This is a genomic window from Alkalicoccobacillus porphyridii, assembly GCF_007293315.1.
In the GTDB taxonomy this organism is placed as follows: domain Bacteria; phylum Bacillota; class Bacilli; order Bacillales; family Bacillaceae_D; genus Alkalicoccobacillus; species Alkalicoccobacillus porphyridii.
On record NZ_VLXZ01000012.1, the window covers coordinates 32,785 to 50,481 of the forward strand.

The window sequence follows — 17,697 nt, forward strand, 5'->3', positions numbered from 1 at the left end:
TCCTCCATGTAATTATGCAGCCGAACTGTACTTAAATACTAGCATCCCTGTATAGGAAAGTTATCTAGCCTTTGTGTGTCATCTCTCATATACTTGATGCCCATCACTCACCAAGCGGACGAAAATGGTGGGCCGACACCTGCGGGATGAAAAGGTTCAATGAGATAAATCGACGGAGTCGAGTTAGCTCATTACCTTCCCGCGGTAAGCGTGCCTCCATTTTCGGGAGCGGTCGCCGAAGAACCCCTATTCAGATACCCTCCCACTCCTCCATGTATTTATACAAGCGACGTGTATTTCCGGAGCCACATCCTCCCTCTTTTATTTATATACAATCAAAAAGCTGAAGAATGAATGGAGAGATTCCAACATTCTTCAGCTTTTCTATTTGTTATAAAACTTCTGCCCTAACTACTTATTTCTTCATTTTCCAATTTAAATATGAGGTAACATGAGAGACTGCTTGAGCTAGTGCCCTCTCGTCTGGGTTTAGCCGTGCATCGTGTAACCCGTAGGGGCTGTCTACACCTAGCCAGAACATAAAGCCAGGGATCTGCTCTAGAAAATATCCAAAGTCTTCTCCGGTCATCGCTGCAGGTGCTTCGATAAACGTTACTTCTGAATCCGCTTCAGCAAAATCCATATATTCCTGTGTTAGCTTTGGATGATTGGCTACTTGGCAATAGTTACTTCCATAATCAATGGTTAGTTCACATTCAAAGGAAGCTTCAATCCCTTTAGCGATGGCTTCGATCCGATGCTTAATTTCATTCATTGATTCAATGGAAAGACTACGAATGGTCCCTTCTACTCTAGCTGTTTCCGCAATAATATTTTGCTTCGTTCCGCCTTGAATGACACCGATTGTTACAACGCCTGAATCTAGGGGGTTAAGGTTACGAGCAACAATGGTCTGAAGCTGAGTGACAAAATGACTTGCTGCAACAACCATATCTCTTGCAGTATGTGGGTAGGCTGCATGTCCTCCTTTGCCTTTTAAATCAATAAAAAGCTCTGACGTATTGGCGAATAATAGCCCTTCTCGTGTAGAGACGGTCCCAACTGGTAGCTCGGGTGCGATGTGCAAGGCCATAATTTGGTCCGGCCACCACTCTTTTAAAACACCTTCAGCAAGCATCGGCTCTGCCCCACCTGGTCCTTCCTCCGCTGGCTGAAAGATGAACACAAGATTATCTTTTGGCTGATGCGCCGAATACTGGCTTAATATCCCTATAGCAATGGTCATATGAAAATCATGGCCACATGCATGCATCATGCCTTTGTGTGTAGAAGCATACTCCTCTATACCTGAGTTCTCCTCAATCGGTAACCCGTCAATGTCTGTTCGATAGGCAAGTGTTTGCTTAGGGTCGGAACCCGCCACATAAACAATGACTCCTGTTCGCCAGAGCTTTATACTCCAATATTCCTTCATTAAGGGTTCAAGCTGATCAAGGATGAGCTGCTGTGTTTTTGTCTCTTTAAAGCCGATCTCTGGTATTTGATGAAATTGGCGTCTTAATGCAATTAATTCCTCAACGGTCATACACTCACCTCTTCTAGAACCTCTTGGAATAATGTCAGGAAAAAGTCTATCTGCTCATCAGAGACAATTAATGGAGGCAGTAAACGTATGATCGTTTGCTGTGTAACATCTACAAGCATCCCTCGCTCAAGCAGTGTTTGCTGAATCTGTTTTACCTTCCCTGCATCAAGATTCATAACCACACCAATCATCATTCCGATTCCTCGAATGGATGTGATGTAATCAGGATGGTTCGTTTTTAGCGTACGTAGCCCTGCATGCAGTTTTTCTGATGCCGTGCGTCCTTGTTCAAGCAGACCGTCATCCTCAAGTAACTGAATAACCGTATGACCAAGTGCAGCACTTAATGGAGAAGGTGCAAATGTTGTTCCATGATCGCCTGGTTTAAATAGCTCGCTGTGCTCTGTTTTTACAAGGATGCCTCCTAAAGGAAGTCCTCCACCAATTCCTTTTGCAAATAACACTACATCCGGTGTGACAGAAGTATGCTGATATGCAAATAGCTTACCGGTCCGGCCAATTCCTGTTTGAATTTCATCCATACAGAACAACACATTATATTTCTGGCAAAGCGTAGCTGCTTGTTCTACATAGTTTGACTCAAGTGGAACGACTCCCCCAGAGCCAAGAACTGGCTCCATTAAAAGCGCAGCTGGCTTATGCTGTTTTAACGTGTCTTCTAATGCATGAAGATCATGCGGTTCTACGTCGTAAACTGGGAACTCACTAACCGGAAAGTCTTGATACACTCCAGGCTGACGCGTTAATTTTAACGCACCAAGCGTCCTACCGTGAAAGCTTTTCTTTAGGACAACAATACCGTCTTGGCCTGTATTCTGCGCCTTCGTCCACTTATGAATAAGCTTAATCACCGCTTCGGTTGCTTCGGCTCCTGAATTTGTATAAAAGACTTTCCCTGGAAATGTTGATGCAAGTAAACGCTCTGCTAGTTCAACAGCCGGTTTATTTACGTACAGGTTTGAAATATGTAGAAATTTCTCGCCTTGCTCACGTAATGTTTGCACCACTTTTGGATGCGAATGCCCTACAATATTAACAGCGAGACCCGTTATAAAATCTAGATACTGCCTGCCTTCTTCATCAAATAAATACGCACCTTCCCCTCGGTCAACCACTAAAGGAAGCTTCCCATATGTATTCATCAGTACTTCATTATTGCGTTGGCTCCAATCCGACATCATCCACACTCCTTAAATGAAAAAAAGCCCCGTCACCTGTACTGGCGACAAGGCTTCTCCCTATCAACTATCCGTATTAGTCGTTCAAACGACGAAGTTCATGCTTAATTTCTGTTTTGCCTTTTGTTTTTTCATCAATTTCTTTAATAACACGAGCCGGTGTACCAGCAACAACGGTGTTTGAAGGAACATCCTCTGTAACAATCGCTCCAGCAGCAACCACTGCACCTTTTCCTACGGTTACACCTTCAAGCACAACTACATTTGCACCAATTACAACGTCATCTTCAACGATCACTGGCTTAGCAGATGGCGGCTCGATTACACCAGCAAGAACTGATCCTGCACCTACGTGACAGTTCTTCCCTACTGTTGCACGTCCACCTAGCACTGCATTCATATCAATCATCGTACCTTCACCAATAACAGCGCCAATATTAATGCTTGCGCCCATCATGATGACAGCACCTTTTCCAATTTCAACTTGATCACGAATGATGGCACCTGGTTCAATGCGTGCTTCAATGCCCTTAAGGTCAAGAAGTGGAATAGCCGAGTGACGACGATCGTTCTCAACGACATAGTCTTCAATCTTAGCGCTATTTTCTTTAATAGCTGCTTCAATTTGATCCCACTCACCAAACAGGACACCTGTTTGTCCATTTATAAATGATTGAGTTTCTTCACCAAATGAAATTCCCTCAAGATCACCTTTAATATGTACTTTTACTGGTGTTTTCTTTTTACTTTCAGATATAAACTTAATAATTTCATTTGCATCCATTTGTTTCATGTCTTTGTCCTCCTAGCAGTTGCGTTACAGTATAAACATAATGATAAAGACTTCCCTCAAAAATTGCAATGCTTATCACCCTAAGAGAATAATTAATAGAGTAATTGTCGGTATACTAATGATGGTGGTAATCAATGTTACACTAGACACCAGCTTTGGCTGAGCTTGAAACTGAACCGCGTACATGACGATGGTCGCAGCTGATGGCATAGCGGCTGAAACAATTAAGACCTTTCCCAGTAATGGTTCAATTGGCATCATCATAACTAGCAGCCATGCGATAACTGGCGAAATGAACATGCGGAGCACCACACTAAAGGTGATATTGGCCCAATCAAAATTCCCCCATTTAATCATAGCTAGCTGCATACCGAGAATAACCATAACCATTGGAATCGCCGCAGCTGAGATTAAATCAATTGTTCCAAATAAATTCGAGGGCATACTCACATTAAACACGTTAAATAACAGAGCAAGCACAGCTGCATACGTCGCGGGCATTTTCGCTACTGCTCTCATCGCAATACGAATGCCAGCCTTCCCTTTCACAGCATAATATACACCAAAAAAGTTCATTAAAATCGATTGAAGCACCATCGCAGAGATGGCAAATTCAAAGCCTGCTTCGCCATAAGCAAATAAGATAATGGGTGTGCCATAGTTTCCAGTATTCATAAAAGCCGTTGAAAGAATAAGTCCATTTTCAGTAGACATATCTATCTTGCGTATTCTTGTGTAGATTTTACAAATAAAGATTAGGATGAACATTAATACAAACGAAAAAATAACCATGTATGTATACTGGTTATTTAGCTCGGTTTCATAAAAGGTTTTAAAGACCAAACAAGGTGTCATGACGTAAATCGCCATCGTTGAGATGGGACGAATATCAACCTTTTTTACCTTTTGTAGGAGAAAACCAACAGCAAAAATTAATATCACAGGTAGAACCACTTGAATAAATATAGCCAAAATCTAACTCCTTTTCTCTTCACACACTTCTTAAAACAGTATACCATATCCGTTTTAATTGCTTAGCTGAGGAGAACCTGAGACATATTAGAAAGGGAGCGGTGAGGTTTAATGTGGGCTACAATTCGGAATTAAACTGCGCTTTCCATGGGCGGCTGGTGCGCCTTCGTGTGCTAGCGCACTGGGGAGTCTCAAGGCCTTCCTCGAAGCCACTGAAAAAGTCATGTAAGAATGAGCTGAAAGGCGCCGCTCCAGGAGAACCCTAGCACCCGCAAGAACGGCCTCAGCCCTCGAAGCGGAAAACCACCACTGCGATGTCTTCAGACGCGTTCTGTTCCGCAGGAGTCTTTGGGTTCTCCTTCCGTTAATGTCCTGACTTAAACAATTGAAGAACATTCTTAGTCTTATAAAGATCCGTTCTTCAATGGCCTCTCCTTCCTCCCGCTGGAGTCTCCGCATATTTCCTACGCTGATTTATATTCTTCTACCTTCATTCACTACTATACAAAGTTTGTTACTTGGAATCGAGAGCTCTAAGTTTGGATGAGCTGTTCTCTCCTTCCACTCCTCGTTCTGTTCTTTAGGAGTTTATCAATATCTTTAACTTTATAAATCCTCATGTTCATCTCTCACACCCTTGATACCCGCACTCACCAAGCGGACGAAAATGGAGGGCTGACACCTGCGGGATAAAAAGGTTCATTGAAATAAGATGGCAAAGCCAGATTAGTTCAATACCTTCCCGCGGTAAGCATGCCCCCATTTTCGGGAGCGGTAACGAAGCGCCCATACTCCGATATCCTCCAATCCCTCCATGCACTCAAGCATGTGAACTGTATTAATAACACTCCTCTACCCTATAATAAAAAGTGGAACAGTGAATGGAGAAAACCAAACATTGTCCCACTTTCCAATTAGTTATAGAGTTCTTTATAGTAATGTCTCAGCACAACTCTTAATATGTTTGCATGATAAATATTAACTACTAACATTTCCAGGCTTACTACTCAACCATTCTCTTAATAAAAATAGTTGGATTGTTTACAAGATTGATGTCATGTGATTGAAATTCTCCTTGTCCATGCCCTTCCATTTTAAAAATCCTTACAACCGGGCGCTGTGGGATGCCTTCATTTTGTGAAGACACTACTCCATACTCACCTGTGGATAGTACCACTTGGCTTCCTGTTGGGTAAAATGCAATAATCTTAAGGAATTGCGCCATCACTTGGTGAGAGTAGCGCTTTCCAGTAAGACCCATAAGCATTTCACAGGCGTCATGCGGAAGCATTCTTCCATTCTCTCTTAATGGATTAATCAGGTGGTCAAATGCATTGGCGACCGCTACGATCTTTGCAAAGAGATGTATGTCCTTTTCAATCAAGCTTCGCGGCGTGCCTGAGCCATCAACGTGCTCATGATGTGAAAGGGCAATATGAGCGGACAAGGCACTGATTTCACTATTTTTTCGGAGTACATTAAACCCTTTCCACGTATGCTCCTGTTCAGGTGTCACCTCTGCGCCAGCCATTTTTCCAATATCGTGCATAAGTGCACCTGTGGCCAGTTCAAACAACTTTGCCCTGGCGAGACCTAGCTTTACTCCGACGATTGTAGCTATCATACAGACATTTAGCGAATGAATGTACAGTGCACTATCCTCAGATCTCATATCTGTTAGGCTAAGAAGGGATTGACTATTTTCAAGAATTTCTTCTACGATGTTTTTGACAGACTGCTGAATGGATACAACGTCAACCGTGCCAGACTCTTGCACGAATTGAAAGGATCCTTTTAGCGTTGCAAGCGTTTCTCGTTTCACCTCATCTGATACCAATTCCTCTTCTTCTATTTCTATATCAAAGGGATCCTGCAAATAAACGGCTTTGATGCCTAGTCGATCCAAACGCTTAATGAGTGTTGGTGTCAATGAAGCGCCTTCATTAAGCAAAACTCTGCCATCACTTGTATAAATTTGTTTACCTAGCTTTTCATTTGCCTGTACATTTTCTATGGGCGTATAACGCATGATGAGACCCCTTTACTCAAAATACTTCACTGCATACCTCTTATATATATCGGATCCTTTGACCATTTCTCTTTGCCTTTTCTTAGAAATAGTCCTACAGTCATAGAAAAAGCGACCTTTGAGTACAGGTCGCCTCTTCAACATCCATATTATTCCTCATTATCAGTACTTACGACTAGTCCCTGATCCTCCGTTAGCATCAGATTTGCTTGGGTGGAGATATGAATTCCTTCTTCCTCAAGAATTCGTAAAATGCCGAAATGAGCTTCCTCACGGATTTCCATAAATGGGCCCCATTGATTCGTTTCTGTAAAATAGGTGACCATTAAGTTATACCCAGTCTCTGTGAACTCTTCAAACCGAACAATAACTGTATCATCCGCTATCCCTTTAAAAGTTTGCAGCTCGGTTTCAATACGATCTCTCAGGAGCTGTAGCTTCTGACTAGACGTTGAATGTCTAATGCCCAGACTGAAGTACACTCTTCTGCGTTCCATTTCAGTCCAGTTTGTAATGGCCTCATTGGCAAGAGTTGAGTTTGGAATGATGACAAGTGTGTCTGAGAATGTCCTAATCTTTGTGCTACGGAAGGTAATATCCTCGACTGCACCCTCCACTGTAGGTGTTTCAATCCAATCTCCTTTTTTGAATGGCCGTTCGGTAATAATAATGATCCCACCAAAAAAGTTACCAATGCTGTCCTGAGCTGCTAAGGCAAAGGCTAATCCACCAATCCCAAGACCTGCTACAAAGGTACTGATATCAAAATTCCAGTTATCTAAAATAATGACCAGCGTTACCGCAACAACTAAAAAGCGCAGAATTTTTGATAAAAATGGAATGAGCATGCTTTCTTCTTCAAGCTCTGCTTTCTGTGCAAAGCGGTAGATGACAGTGGAATGATTGGACGTGTAATTAAACAATCCCCAGCCAATAACAAAGATAATAAATGAACGATACAGATTGCTTACAAAAGGTTCATCTGTTATGTTCCAATAATTTAAATATTGGAATGCCAAATACGTTCCAATGACTGCCCAAAGTAGCCTTAAAGGCTTCTCATAGGATCTAAGGATATTCATGATTACTCGATTAGAGGCTCGCTTTGAAAGCCTCAGAATGATTCTATTAAAATATGTGGTAAAAAGTTTGCGGAATACTAGAAATACTAGAAAGATCGCAATGGATATCCCTATGTTAATCCAATCTAAATTCACTACCTTATCAACAAAATTGTTCCACAGCTCCATAGTAACCCCTCTCTCGTGCTGTTACAGGTTTCTTCTCAACAGGATACCTTGATCAAGCCAAAGCTTTCAACCAAAAACCATTTCATTTCGACAACTCCCTACTTTTTTCCCCTTTTCATAAAACAAAAACAGCAACAAGGCTGTTCCACCTTGTCGCCTGACTAGCTTGTTTGGATGAATAATCGATTTCGTTCCGTCTTTATGGGTGCGCCGTAATTAAAATGGATCATGATCAAGGGATTTTTGAATAATTTTTGCGAGTTCTGGCTCTTTAGCTTCTTTCTTCTTTTTGGTAGGTTCGTTTATAGCGGCATTTACAACCTCTTTCATACCATCCACAATGTCATCACCAGCTTCAACCATTGTTTCCGTCATATGATTTTTCCGATCTGACGCGGTATGATTATTTGTTTTCTTAATGGCCTTTGAACTTGTTAACGCATACATTCCTATGCCAAGAATAAATCCTCCAGCTGCGCCGCCTAATAGGTAGCTTGTATGATGTTGCTTCTTTCGTTTAAACATTTTAGCCACCGCCTTTTTTTGATTAGCGTGTGTTCTGGAATGGATTTTATACATTGTTTAAAAAAGCCTACACTCTATGATAAAATAAAGTATGTAAGATTATATTTTATCTACACATTCACATTGCTGAATTTCACTATAGAAGGTAGGAAAGGTGTGTATCATGAAAAAAGGACTCATAGTATTCTCTATTGTTGCTCTTTTCATGATTGCAAGCTGCGCGATGGGGCAGAATCAATCAGATCAGCAGCAGGCTGATACAGTGGAGATACTTCAGGCCGACTTAAGTGCGCCTACTGAAACGGCACTATTTGATCCCGTTAAGCTTTCTGTGCGTCTCACCTATGGAAGTGAGGTCGTAACGGATGCAAGTGAGGTCGACTTTGAAATATGGCGCAATGGGGATCGTGATTCAGGTATCATCACTGCAGCTGAGGAGACTGACAGTGGAGTATATACACTAGAAACGTCGTTTGAGGAAGACGGCATTTATCATGTCCAAGCAAACGTGACAGCAGCGGGAAGCCAGGTCATGCCTACACAGCGAATTATTGCTGGCGATGTTTCAGAAACAGAGCTTGAGGCAGCAGAACAAGCCTCGCAACAGGAGCTAGAGGACGAGCAAGACGCTGACTCCTGAATGAATGTATAATAATCACTTGATTGCGACAAAAAACGTTACGGTCACTCGTGACGTTTTTCGTTTGCGCTATTGGAGCTAATCTATGTACCCTACTCATTCACTTTTAGAAAAAATAAAATTATACAGTATTATTCTTTGGCCAATTCTTGTTACACAAATCAGTTACCATGCCATGAATGTAATTGATACGATGATGTCTGGCCGAGCAGGCACAACAGATCTTGCCGGGGTCGCAGTAGGTTCAAGTCTTTGGGCACCGATTTTGACCGGGTTTAACGGCATTCTCATGGCTGTCACCCCAATTATTGGTCATCTTCTTGGAAAAGGTGAAAAGCAAGAGATTTCACGGTCTGTTCTGCAGGCTCTCTATTTGTCTGTTGTCCTTGCAGTTGTTGTGTATGTTGCTGGGGTCTTGTTTCTTCCTTCCATACTCTCATTAATGCAGCTAGAAGCTGAAGTAGCTTACATTGCCAAGCACTATCTTATCGGTCTCTCGATTGGATTAGTCCCATTGTTCGCTTCTAATGTTCTGCGTTTTTTCTTTGATGCCCAAGGTTACACACGCATTACAATGGTCATCTTATTAATTACCCTTCCGATTAGCGCATTCTTAAATTATCTGTTGATTTTTGGTTCCTTTGGCTTCCCAAGACTCGGTGGAATTGGCGCTGGTTATGCGACAGGATTAACCTATTGGATCATCTTTGGTCTTAGTTTACTGATGACAAAACGAATTCCATCCATCCGTGCTTATCGTTTGTTTTCACACTGGATCCGTCCCTCGCTTAGCGCATGGAAGGCTCAATTAGCTTTGGGATTGCCGATGGGTCTGTCCATCTTTTTTGAAGCCAGTATTTTTTCGTTTGTGACACTGCTAGTGAGCCGAATGTTCACAACAGACATTATTGCAGCTCACCAGGCCGCTTTAAATTTCTCATCCTTATTGTTTATGATCCCTCTCAGTATGTCCATGGCTTTAACCATTGTGGTGGCATATGAAATGGGGGCTGGACGTGTAAAGGATGCGAAGCAATACAGCTGGATGGGCATCGCCTTATCCATGCTGATTATCACCATTGCTTCTGTCTTCTTATACTTCTTAAGAGAACCTGTTGCCTATTTGTATACAGACCATCCCGATGTCGTGGCTTTGGCAATGAGCTTTTTCCTTTTTGCGATCTTTTATCAGCTTTCTGATGCGGCCCAAGCTACTCTGCAAGGTGTGCTGCGTGGGTATAAGGACGCTACAGTTCCCTTTGTGATTGCATTGATTTCCTACTGGGGCATCGGGATTCCTTCTGGTTATTGGCTAGCTACTCAAACCAATTTAGGACCTTTTGGTTTTTGGATTGGCATTATTATCGGATTAACCAGCGCTGCGATTGGCTTTTGGATTCGATTATATTATATTAATCGACGCTTCTCCTCTCTACGCTCATGAATGAATGCTTCTCAAGCTGGACATAGTGATACTATACTTTCGTTTATGAGAGGAGACTTTTGCTTTGAGCCATTGGCTACAATCGCTCCTGCTTGCAGCTGGTCGTCCCGCTACAAGCAACCTACCTGTAATCCTTACAGCTGTTTCCATCGGTATTATGGTTATGATTGCCGGCGCTTTACTTATTTACCTATCTCGCAGGCGTCATAAAGACTGAATCAAGGATCCATTCTAAAGAACCAGAAATTGGTTCTTTTTTCTAGTTGTAATAAGAACATATATTCGCATATAATAAGAACATATATTCGCCAAGAGGTGAAACAAATGAGCCAGACAATTTTTTTAGTGGATATGGAGAGCTTTTACGCATCGATTGAAGTAGCTAGAAGCCCCCAATATAAAGGAAAACCGCTTGTGGTATCAGGCGATCCAAATCGTCGCAGTGGTGTGATTTTAGCTGCCTCTAAAGAAGCGAAGCACTATGGTGTTAAGAATGCTGAACGCCTGTGGGAAGCACAGCAAAAATGTGCCCACCTTATTATTGTTCCTCCACATATGCAAGACTACATTCATGCGTCAATGGAGATTACTTCAATTTTAAAAGCCTTCACTGATTTAGTGGAGCCTTATTCTATTGACGAGCAGTTCATGGATGTCACCCATTCGCAGCGGCTGTTCGGCACGCCTATTGAAATGGCTAAGCAAGTACAACAACAAATTTGGAATAAATTCCGCGTGAGAGCCAGAGTAGGCATTGGTGAGAATAAAATCCTCGCCAAGCTAGCGTGTGACAACTTTGCGAAGAAAAAAGAAGACGGGATTTTTGAGTTACGTGCTGATCAGCTAAAGGATACTCTGTGGCCGCTACCCGTGGAGAATTTATTTGGTGTAGGTCATCGAATGAAGGAGCATCTCTATAACCGGGGTATTCGCACAATAGGCCAGCTCGCTCAAACAAAGGTTGATTTTTTCAAAAAGAGATGGGGCATTCACGGTCAGGTGCTTTGGATGAGTGCCCAGGGTGTTGACTACTCACCAGTAAAGCTCTCTACACATGAAGGCCAAAAGGCAATAGGACATGGCATGACCCTGCCTTATGATTATGCCTCTTTAGAAGACATCCATGTGGTTATTCTTGAATTATGTGAGGAGGTTTGTCACCGCGCAAGGCGAAATCACGTACAAGGATTTACAGTCACTCTTGGTGTATCAGGAGCAAGCTACGAAATGCATACAGGATTCCACAGACAGTACAAGATGCCTTATGAAACCAACTCTGCTCCCACCTTATATAAGTACGCTTGTCAACTGCTTGATCAGTTTTGGGATGGACTGCCTGTACGCAGAATCAATGTCTCTCTTTCAAGCCTCTCAAGTGACGAGGCTGTTCAATTGGACTTGTTTGATTATCAGCAGCAGCAGGAGGATCGCGAGCTCGGAAAAACAATGGATCTGATTAGGGAACGGTATGGCAAAACGGCTGTGTTACGCGCTTCCTCTCTTCTTCCCGCCGGTCAGGCAAGAGAACGCGCTGCTAAAATTGGAGGGCATTACAAATGAGCGATTATTTAAGACGAGAGAATTTATTATGGGAAGGTAGCCGTATGATGCTCCCAGAGCACAAACAAGCCATCCGAGCTCAGAACGAGTATGAAAAACGAGTCAATCCCCCTTTGCTTGATGAGCAAGAACTAGAAGAGCTTGGTATCGTAGCGATGGAGTCGCTTTCCTATTCTTTGCCCATTCATGTCGAGTATTGGGAGGACGGCTACTATAAAAAGCTAATCGCTGTGGTTGAACGGGTGAATGAACAGTCAAAACAAGTCTCCTTTCGAGAAGGTCCAGAAAGTATCGTTACCGTGGAGATTCAGAAGCTTAAAAGCATTGAGCGAATTTAAATAAGAAGTGGATACGCTTTGGTACCCACTTCTTTTTCCTTACTCATTGATTTACATAATTCCCCTATCTCCAGCCTCGCATCCTTTCACGCGTATTTAAAGTGAAACCGTTCGCGCACCCCCTATCTATTTAGTGATAGCTATGAGACAATAAAAGGACAGCTTTACCATGGCTGAATCGTACTAAGGAGTTGACCCGAATGTACACACTTATTTGTACAGCTCAAGGGAAAACATTAAAAGATTCAAGCAGCCAACAGAACAAAACATTTTTGTCCCTAGGTGACGCAGAACGTTTAATGAAAAAACTTAATGCTAATTCCACAGAGTCCCATACATGGTCCGTTCATAAAATAGAAACAAGCAATTCTTAGATTGCTTGTTTTTTTATTTAGAAGATATTAAAAAAAAGAGAAATATCTTTGAACATTTTTACACCGAATGGCATCTAAAGTGGCTTCGACCTTGACGTCTTGCTAAAACAGGCAGTCCTCTTGATAATAGTTGAGGCTTTCTTAATAACGATCTCACGCTCTTGCTAAAATCAAATCGGCCTTGGTTTCTATACAAATCCTTCTTGATAAGGCTGTCTACCTCTTTGCAATTCCTAATCCTTCTTGATCTCCCTTCTCCGCTTCCTGGTAAGACTTTCTACTTCTTGGCAACTCCCAATCCGTCTTGATTCCTTGCCTTGCTTCTTGATAAGGCCACGTTCCCCTTTCTTCTCTCCCTCTTTACTCATAAATTATTGTGACAAATGTAACTACACGCTCTACATCAATTACATGATAATAAATGTAATCATAGTAACAGGGGGTTTATTATGCTTATTGTTGAAAGTAAAGGTCTAATCAAACGATATGGAAATGAACGTGTGCTTGACCATGCAGAGCTTACTATCAAAGAGGGTGAAATCGTGGGCTTGCTTGGACCAAATGGAGCTGGAAAAACAACTTTGATCCATGCTCTATGTGGACTAGTTACCATAGATGCTGGAACCATTCATTTATTTGGAAAAGAGCTAACAGGAAACCTAACAAATATTAAAGAGAGAATTGGGCTGGTTACTCAGGAATTAACAATATTTGAAGAACTAACGGCCAAAGAAAACCTTACTTTTTTTGGTGGATTATACGGGTTAAGAGGAGAGACCTTGCAACAGCGAATTGAAGATGCCCTGGATTTTGTTGGCTTGCAGTCACAAGCAAAAAAACAACCAAAAACATTTTCTGGGGGGATGAAACGACGCCTCAATATTGCTTGTTCACTGATTCATCAACCAAAGCTTCTGATTATGGATGAACCAACCGTAGGCATTGATCCACAGTCTAGAAATCATATTCTTGAGGCCGTGAGAAAGCTACAGAAGCAAGGTACAACAATTTTGTATTCGACGCATTACATGGAGGAACTGCAGGCAATTGCCTCACGGGTTGTTATTATGGACCAAGGACACATCATTACAGAAGGAACGATTAAAGACTTAATTGCTACCATTCAGCATGAAGAAAAAATTAATCTAGAGGTTGCAGCTGCGTCTGGGGATCTCCTCTCAAAGCTCCAGCAGCTAGAAGGAGTGAAACAAGTAATTAGCGAGGGAAATAACTTACAAATCATCTCTCGACTTGGGGCGGGTAACCTGGATCGTACACTCACCCTTGCAAAAGAAGCAGGCGGCGTCTTGTCTATAAGCGCTGAAAAGCCAACTCTTGAAGATGTTTTCCTCACCTTAACTGGTAAACATTTGCGGGATGGAGAGGAGTATCATGAATGATATTACCTACAATTAAATATACAGGTATCCGAATAAGTCGCGATTATATAGGGCTACTACTGTTATTTGTTTTACCGATACTTCTAATTTTTGTCTTTAGTCTTATTCTGGTTGATATGGAGTCTGAGGGTGTACGTATCATTGAAACAACAGCTATTAGTATGGTGCTTGCTTTTCAGCTATTCGGAGGAAGCTTTCCAATGGGCTACATCCAAGAGGATCTTTTCTCCGATCGGAAATGGCGTTTAAAATCCCTTCCGATCAACACTGCACTTTATGCATTCTCTGTTTTACTAGCCGGTACAATATTTTCAATACTACAGGGAATGGTCATTGTATTTATTACTCATTTTGCTTTTGGTGTAGATTGGGGTAGCTTCTTTTGGGCCTTGTTAGTTATTGCCTTACTCTCCGTCATTTCAAGCTTAGTGTGTACAATATGTGCTCTGATCTCCCCAAACTTCAAAATAGCAGAACGATTAACAGAGGTTTTTGGGGTAGGTTCTATTATTCTAGCGGGGATGTTTTTTTCGCTGCCTGATAATACATTTTTTAATTTTATGGGCACATACGGAAATCCCCTATCACTTGCCCAGACTGCTATCTTTGAAAGGATGAATGACGGCAATTCTTCTGAGGTTCAAATCGCTCTGTTTACTTTAACAGCAGCGATCATTGTATGCTTCCTTATCATGGTTACATTAGGAAGGAAGAAAATCCAATGATGGTTTTTAGGTTTGCATTAAAACGTAGCTTCTCAAGCAAAACGAATCTTCTTTGTTTGGCTGCACTACCCATCGCATTAATCTTTCTACCCTATGATCCAGAGTCATGGATGCGTCTTCCTTACGGGTATCATTATTTTAGTGTAGTCCTTCTATTTGTATCTGTTCGTCTAGCCGTTATTCTACTAGAGGATCGCCAGAAAGGAATCATCAAACGAATTGCAATCGCACCTATTACCTATCTATCATATTTGTCTCAAAACGTGTTCGCTTTTACAATTCTGCTCCTTATCCAAATTATAATCATGATTATTGGCGGGCTTTTATACGGTCATGAGCTTTATCATGCTACCCGTCTTTTCATCTTGTATGTCATGTTTGCTTTCACTTCTTTGTCCATGGCTTTAGCGTGGGTTTCCCTATACAGGAGTAAAGAAACATCCTTTTTAGTTTACATGGCACTCGTTGTACTCATGGCTTTACTTAGTGGCATTATGCTGCCGATGGAGATCATGCCAGACAGCGTCGAAAAAATAGCCTTTTTCCTACCTACTTATTGGTATAATGAAGCTATAAACGTCATTGTGACTCAGGCTTCATTCATAGATTTCCTTCTTCCTCTTTCCATTCTGTTATTATATGCTGTGTTGTTTTTGCTAATAGGGAGTAAGCGGAGGATTGTATAGATAATAAGAAGGGTTTTAAGGAGGTGGGTACTGTGGGTAATCTCACGTATCTAGGAGCAGAATGGATTGGCCGAATGAGCTGTCTATGTATCATAGTAGGTTATTGGTATGGAGTCAGATCAGATTTAGCTGGTTTTTTCTTTCTGATGTTACTCGTTATCCTCCTTGGGCTGCGCTGGCGATTTAAGCTACCCACTTGGACGCTTCTTTTTGATGGATTAATTTGCTTTTTATTTATCCCACATTGGGAATGGGCCTCCATTGGTCTCATTCTCATTGTATTTGAATTAATTATACGAGGGAAACCACTCTACTTACTGGCAGCTGTTTTTGTTTTGGCTTATTATCCAATACACGTACAAACAATCATTCTTGTAGGGTTTAGCGCATTTGCTGGTTGGTGCGTGTATGCTTGGAAGAGTCAAAGCCATACTGCACAGAGGAAAATGGACCTCGAACGACAAGAGAAGTATGAGCTCGAAGCATTTAATCAAACGCTGCTCGAAGCCACAAAACGATCCGTTCAGTTTGCCGAGTTACAAGAGCGCAATCGAATTGCTCAGGAGCTTCATGATCACGTTGGCCATGAAGTAACCGGAGCCAGGCTGGCGTTCCAGGCATATGAACAGCTTAACAAGGAAAACAGCCCAAGTGCCGAGCAGATGTTTGATAAAGCCCAGGAGCGTTTAGCCGAAGCTGCGCGACAGCTCAGAGATACATCGCATAATTTAAAGCCAGTCATAACAGATGCCAAGGAACGTCTGAAAACGATTTGCAGGCAGTTTGATGGTGCTCCTGTGCACATACATATCTCTGGTCAGCCTGAGACGATTCCAGCCTATCAATTAGTATTCTTAGAATCTTGCTTAAAGGAGAGCTTAACAAATATCTCTCGGCACGGCTCTAATGTAACAGCCATTGCTGTTGAACTAGATATCACCGATCAGATTACTCGACTACGAATCCATAATGATGGATTATTTAATGAACAGCATTCCAGCGGGACCGGCATCCGTAACCTGAGACAGCGAGCACGTGCTTTTGGTGGTAGTATCTCTACTGACAAGCGAGAAGGCTTTCTTCTTGTTTGTGTATTACCTATTTCTCAAAAGGAGCAGCTACAATGAACATTTTAATCGTAGATGATGATTCTTTAGTATGTGAGAGTCTTGAACTTCTGCTCTCACGTGAGACGGATCTTCAAGTACTCGGAACTGCGGCAAATGGTGTTGAGGCAGTAACCTTCTGTGAAACCCATGACGTACAAATAGTGTTGATGGATATCCAGATGCCTATCATGAACGGCATTGAGGCTACAAAAAAATTAAAGTCGATCAAGCCAGAGCTGGTCATCATGATGCTGACAACATTCCACGATGAACAGAATATCAGACTAGCCCTTGCTGCTGGAGCCAAAGGCTATTTAATCAAATCAATGGATGTCACCCAAATGGCGCACAGCATTAGAAGTTTAGCCTCAGGAAGCTCTGTTCTCGATCCACGTGTGATCGAAACCTTACTCAGCCCAAAAGAGAAGGTTCTTGCCGAACTCACAGAACGTGAACAATCCATCTCACACCTGATTGCCAAAGGACTTTCCAATAAAGAAATTGCTTCTCAACTATTTTTAAGCGAAGGAACTGTGCGAAACAATCTTTCAATCATTTTAGGCAAACTAGAGCTAAGAGACCGAACACAGCTTGCAATTTATTATTTACAGAGTGAAGCTGACTAGTTCAATCAGTCAAATCAAACGTCCAGCCCATTTCTTGGAGTTGATCTAATGTATCCTTTGGTTTCTTTACTACCTCTTTCTATCAGTACACAACTATATATTACAGTTTGTGCAGGATAACTTTCCGCAATCTCATCGTGTGTGATTTCTATGTTGTCTCCACTTTTTAAATCATCAAATAATTCTTCTTCTCCTGTTTCGTTACTCATTGTAATGGTACCATGGTCACTGATAATAAGATTTTCCCCACTATTTGACTTGAGCAATATACCTTCCATCGTACTTAAGAAGGTTCACTCATTGCAGTACATCCTACATGTATAATCAAACTGAAAGTAAGCAGAAATAAATAAATGAATCGTTTTTTCAAATATAATAACCTCCCCATTAACATTTATTATATTACATAAATTGACTATCTATTTTTTATGCCTTCAAATCAATGTAACTTTCACAATATGTCAGTCCCACAACCAACAAA

At 41.8% G+C, this 17,697-nt stretch carries 19 protein-coding genes; 11 read left to right on the forward strand and 8 right to left on the reverse strand.

The genetic code is table 11. The features are described from left to right. Window positions 1–415 precede the first annotated feature (415 nt). From FN960_RS16590 to FN960_RS16620, 7 genes are all read right to left on the reverse strand, one after another. Window positions 416–1,546, reverse strand: coding sequence for an N-acetyldiaminopimelate deacetylase (locus FN960_RS16590; protein WP_143849979.1), 1,131 nt, complete (start codon window positions 1,544–1,546; stop codon window positions 416–418). Beyond that, entirely contained in the window at window positions 1,543–2,745 is a 1,203-nt protein-coding gene (locus FN960_RS16595; protein ID WP_143850067.1) for an aspartate aminotransferase family protein, read from the reverse strand. Before FN960_RS16595 ends, FN960_RS16590 begins: the two co-directional genes overlap by 4 nt. Window positions 2,746–2,821: 76 nt before the next feature. Then, complete coding sequence (gene dapD / locus FN960_RS16600; RefSeq protein WP_143849980.1) at window positions 2,822–3,538, reverse strand: 2,3,4,5-tetrahydropyridine-2,6-dicarboxylate N-acetyltransferase; 717 nt, start codon at window positions 3,536–3,538, stop codon at window positions 2,822–2,824. A 75-nt stretch (window positions 3,539–3,613) separates the two neighbouring features. Further along, a complete protein-coding gene (locus FN960_RS16605; protein ID WP_143849981.1) occupies window positions 3,614–4,510 on the reverse strand; it encodes an AEC family transporter in 897 nt (298 codons plus the stop codon). A 1,003-nt stretch (window positions 4,511–5,513) separates the two neighbouring features. After that, window positions 5,514–6,539 (reverse strand): HD-GYP domain-containing protein, encoded by a 1,026-nt coding sequence (locus FN960_RS16610; RefSeq protein WP_143849982.1) that lies wholly within the window; start codon window positions 6,537–6,539, stop codon window positions 5,514–5,516. Between the two features lie 149 nt (window positions 6,540–6,688). Then, window positions 6,689–7,789: a mechanosensitive ion channel family protein gene (locus tag FN960_RS16615; RefSeq protein WP_143849983.1), complete on the reverse strand. Its 1,101-nt coding sequence runs from the start codon at window positions 7,787–7,789 to the stop codon at window positions 6,689–6,691. A 216-nt stretch (window positions 7,790–8,005) separates the two neighbouring features. Then, entirely contained in the window at window positions 8,006–8,314 is a 309-nt protein-coding gene (locus FN960_RS16620) for a hypothetical protein (RefSeq protein ID WP_143849984.1), read from the reverse strand. A 163-nt stretch (window positions 8,315–8,477) separates the two neighbouring features. On the opposite strand from FN960_RS16620, the gene FN960_RS16625 reads away from it, so the two are divergent. The 11 genes from FN960_RS16625 to FN960_RS16665 all read left to right on the forward strand — a co-directional run bounded on the left by FN960_RS16625 (window position 8,478) and on the right by FN960_RS16665 (window position 17,216). Beyond that, window positions 8,478–8,954: a FixH family protein gene (locus tag FN960_RS16625; RefSeq protein ID WP_143849985.1), complete on the forward strand. Its 477-nt coding sequence runs from the start codon at window positions 8,478–8,480 to the stop codon at window positions 8,952–8,954. Between the two features lie 85 nt (window positions 8,955–9,039). After that, entirely contained in the window at window positions 9,040–10,398 is a 1,359-nt protein-coding gene (locus tag FN960_RS16630; protein WP_143849986.1) for an MATE family efflux transporter, read from the forward strand. A 64-nt stretch (window positions 10,399–10,462) separates the two neighbouring features. After that, window positions 10,463–10,615 (forward strand): hypothetical protein, encoded by a 153-nt coding sequence (locus FN960_RS22900; protein WP_185971078.1) that lies wholly within the window; start codon window positions 10,463–10,465, stop codon window positions 10,613–10,615. 107 nt (window positions 10,616–10,722) lie between these two features. Further along, window positions 10,723–11,958, forward strand: coding sequence for a DNA polymerase IV (locus FN960_RS16635; protein WP_143849987.1), 1,236 nt, complete (start codon window positions 10,723–10,725; stop codon window positions 11,956–11,958). Next, on the forward strand, window positions 11,955–12,296 hold the full coding sequence (locus FN960_RS16640) for a YolD-like family protein (protein ID WP_143849988.1): 342 nt from the start codon (window positions 11,955–11,957) through the stop codon (window positions 12,294–12,296). The genes FN960_RS16635 and FN960_RS16640 overlap by 4 nt, the downstream gene beginning before the upstream one ends. Window positions 12,297–12,496: 200 nt before the next feature. Next, window positions 12,497–12,670 carry a hypothetical protein gene (locus tag FN960_RS22905; protein WP_185971079.1) on the forward strand — a complete coding sequence of 58 codons (174 nt, stop codon included), beginning with the start codon at window positions 12,497–12,499 and terminating at the stop codon, window positions 12,668–12,670. Between the two features lie 449 nt (window positions 12,671–13,119). Continuing rightward, window positions 13,120–14,070 (forward strand): ABC transporter ATP-binding protein, encoded by a 951-nt coding sequence (locus tag FN960_RS16645; protein ID WP_143849989.1) that lies wholly within the window; start codon window positions 13,120–13,122, stop codon window positions 14,068–14,070. Then, window positions 14,067–14,795 carry an ABC transporter permease gene (locus tag FN960_RS16650; protein WP_143849990.1) on the forward strand — a complete coding sequence of 243 codons (729 nt, stop codon included), beginning with the start codon at window positions 14,067–14,069 and terminating at the stop codon, window positions 14,793–14,795. The genes FN960_RS16645 and FN960_RS16650 overlap by 4 nt, the downstream gene beginning before the upstream one ends. Continuing rightward, window positions 14,792–15,481, forward strand: a complete 690-nt coding sequence (locus tag FN960_RS16655; protein ID WP_143849991.1) for an ABC transporter permease — start codon at window positions 14,792–14,794, stop codon at window positions 15,479–15,481. Before FN960_RS16650 ends, FN960_RS16655 begins: the two co-directional genes overlap by 4 nt. 32 nt (window positions 15,482–15,513) lie before the next feature. Next, window positions 15,514–16,608: a sensor histidine kinase gene (locus tag FN960_RS16660; RefSeq protein WP_143849992.1), complete on the forward strand. Its 1,095-nt coding sequence runs from the start codon at window positions 15,514–15,516 to the stop codon at window positions 16,606–16,608. Continuing rightward, window positions 16,605–17,216 (forward strand): response regulator, encoded by a 612-nt coding sequence (locus tag FN960_RS16665; protein ID WP_143849993.1) that lies wholly within the window; start codon window positions 16,605–16,607, stop codon window positions 17,214–17,216. Before FN960_RS16660 ends, FN960_RS16665 begins: the two co-directional genes overlap by 4 nt. A gap of 14 nt (window positions 17,217–17,230) precedes the next feature. Here the strand turns inward: FN960_RS16665 and FN960_RS16670 are convergent, their stop codons facing one another. After that, window positions 17,231–17,494, reverse strand: coding sequence for a DUF3221 domain-containing protein (locus tag FN960_RS16670; protein WP_143849994.1), 264 nt, complete (start codon window positions 17,492–17,494; stop codon window positions 17,231–17,233). Between the last annotated feature and the right edge of the window lie 203 nt (window positions 17,495–17,697).

What these genes read in the sequence shown, in the direction of transcription:
- FN960_RS16590 (WP_143849979.1), bottom strand. Translation starts at nt 1,546, where the DNA reads ATGACCGTTGAGGAATTAATTGCATTAAGACGCCAATTTCATCAAATA.
- FN960_RS16595 (WP_143850067.1), bottom strand. Translation starts at nt 2,745, where the DNA reads ATGTCGGATTGGAGCCAACGCAATAATGAAGTACTGATGAATACATAT.
- dapD (WP_143849980.1), bottom strand. Translation starts at nt 3,538, where the DNA reads ATGAAACAAATGGATGCAAATGAAATTATTAAGTTTATATCTGAAAGT.
- FN960_RS16610 (WP_143849982.1), bottom strand. Translation starts at nt 6,539, where the DNA reads ATGCGTTATACGCCCATAGAAAATGTACAGGCAAATGAAAAGCTAGGT.
- FN960_RS16615 (WP_143849983.1), bottom strand. Translation starts at nt 7,789, where the DNA reads ATGGAGCTGTGGAACAATTTTGTTGATAAGGTAGTGAATTTAGATTGG.
- FN960_RS16620 (WP_143849984.1), bottom strand. Translation starts at nt 8,314, where the DNA reads ATGTTTAAACGAAAGAAGCAACATCATACAAGCTACCTATTAGGCGGC.
- FN960_RS16625 (WP_143849985.1), top strand. Translation starts at nt 8,478, where the DNA reads ATGAAAAAAGGACTCATAGTATTCTCTATTGTTGCTCTTTTCATGATT.
- FN960_RS16630 (WP_143849986.1), top strand. Translation starts at nt 9,040, where the DNA reads ATGTACCCTACTCATTCACTTTTAGAAAAAATAAAATTATACAGTATT.
- FN960_RS16635 (WP_143849987.1), top strand. Translation starts at nt 10,723, where the DNA reads ATGAGCCAGACAATTTTTTTAGTGGATATGGAGAGCTTTTACGCATCG.
- FN960_RS16640 (WP_143849988.1), top strand. Translation starts at nt 11,955, where the DNA reads ATGAGCGATTATTTAAGACGAGAGAATTTATTATGGGAAGGTAGCCGT.
- FN960_RS22905 (WP_185971079.1), top strand. Translation starts at nt 12,497, where the DNA reads ATGTACACACTTATTTGTACAGCTCAAGGGAAAACATTAAAAGATTCA.
- FN960_RS16645 (WP_143849989.1), top strand. Translation starts at nt 13,120, where the DNA reads ATGCTTATTGTTGAAAGTAAAGGTCTAATCAAACGATATGGAAATGAA.
- FN960_RS16650 (WP_143849990.1), top strand. Translation starts at nt 14,067, where the DNA reads ATGATATTACCTACAATTAAATATACAGGTATCCGAATAAGTCGCGAT.
- FN960_RS16655 (WP_143849991.1), top strand. Translation starts at nt 14,792, where the DNA reads ATGATGGTTTTTAGGTTTGCATTAAAACGTAGCTTCTCAAGCAAAACG.
- FN960_RS16665 (WP_143849993.1), top strand. Translation starts at nt 16,605, where the DNA reads ATGAACATTTTAATCGTAGATGATGATTCTTTAGTATGTGAGAGTCTT.
- FN960_RS16670 (WP_143849994.1), bottom strand. Translation starts at nt 17,494, where the DNA reads ATGGAAGGTATATTGCTCAAGTCAAATAGTGGGGAAAATCTTATTATC.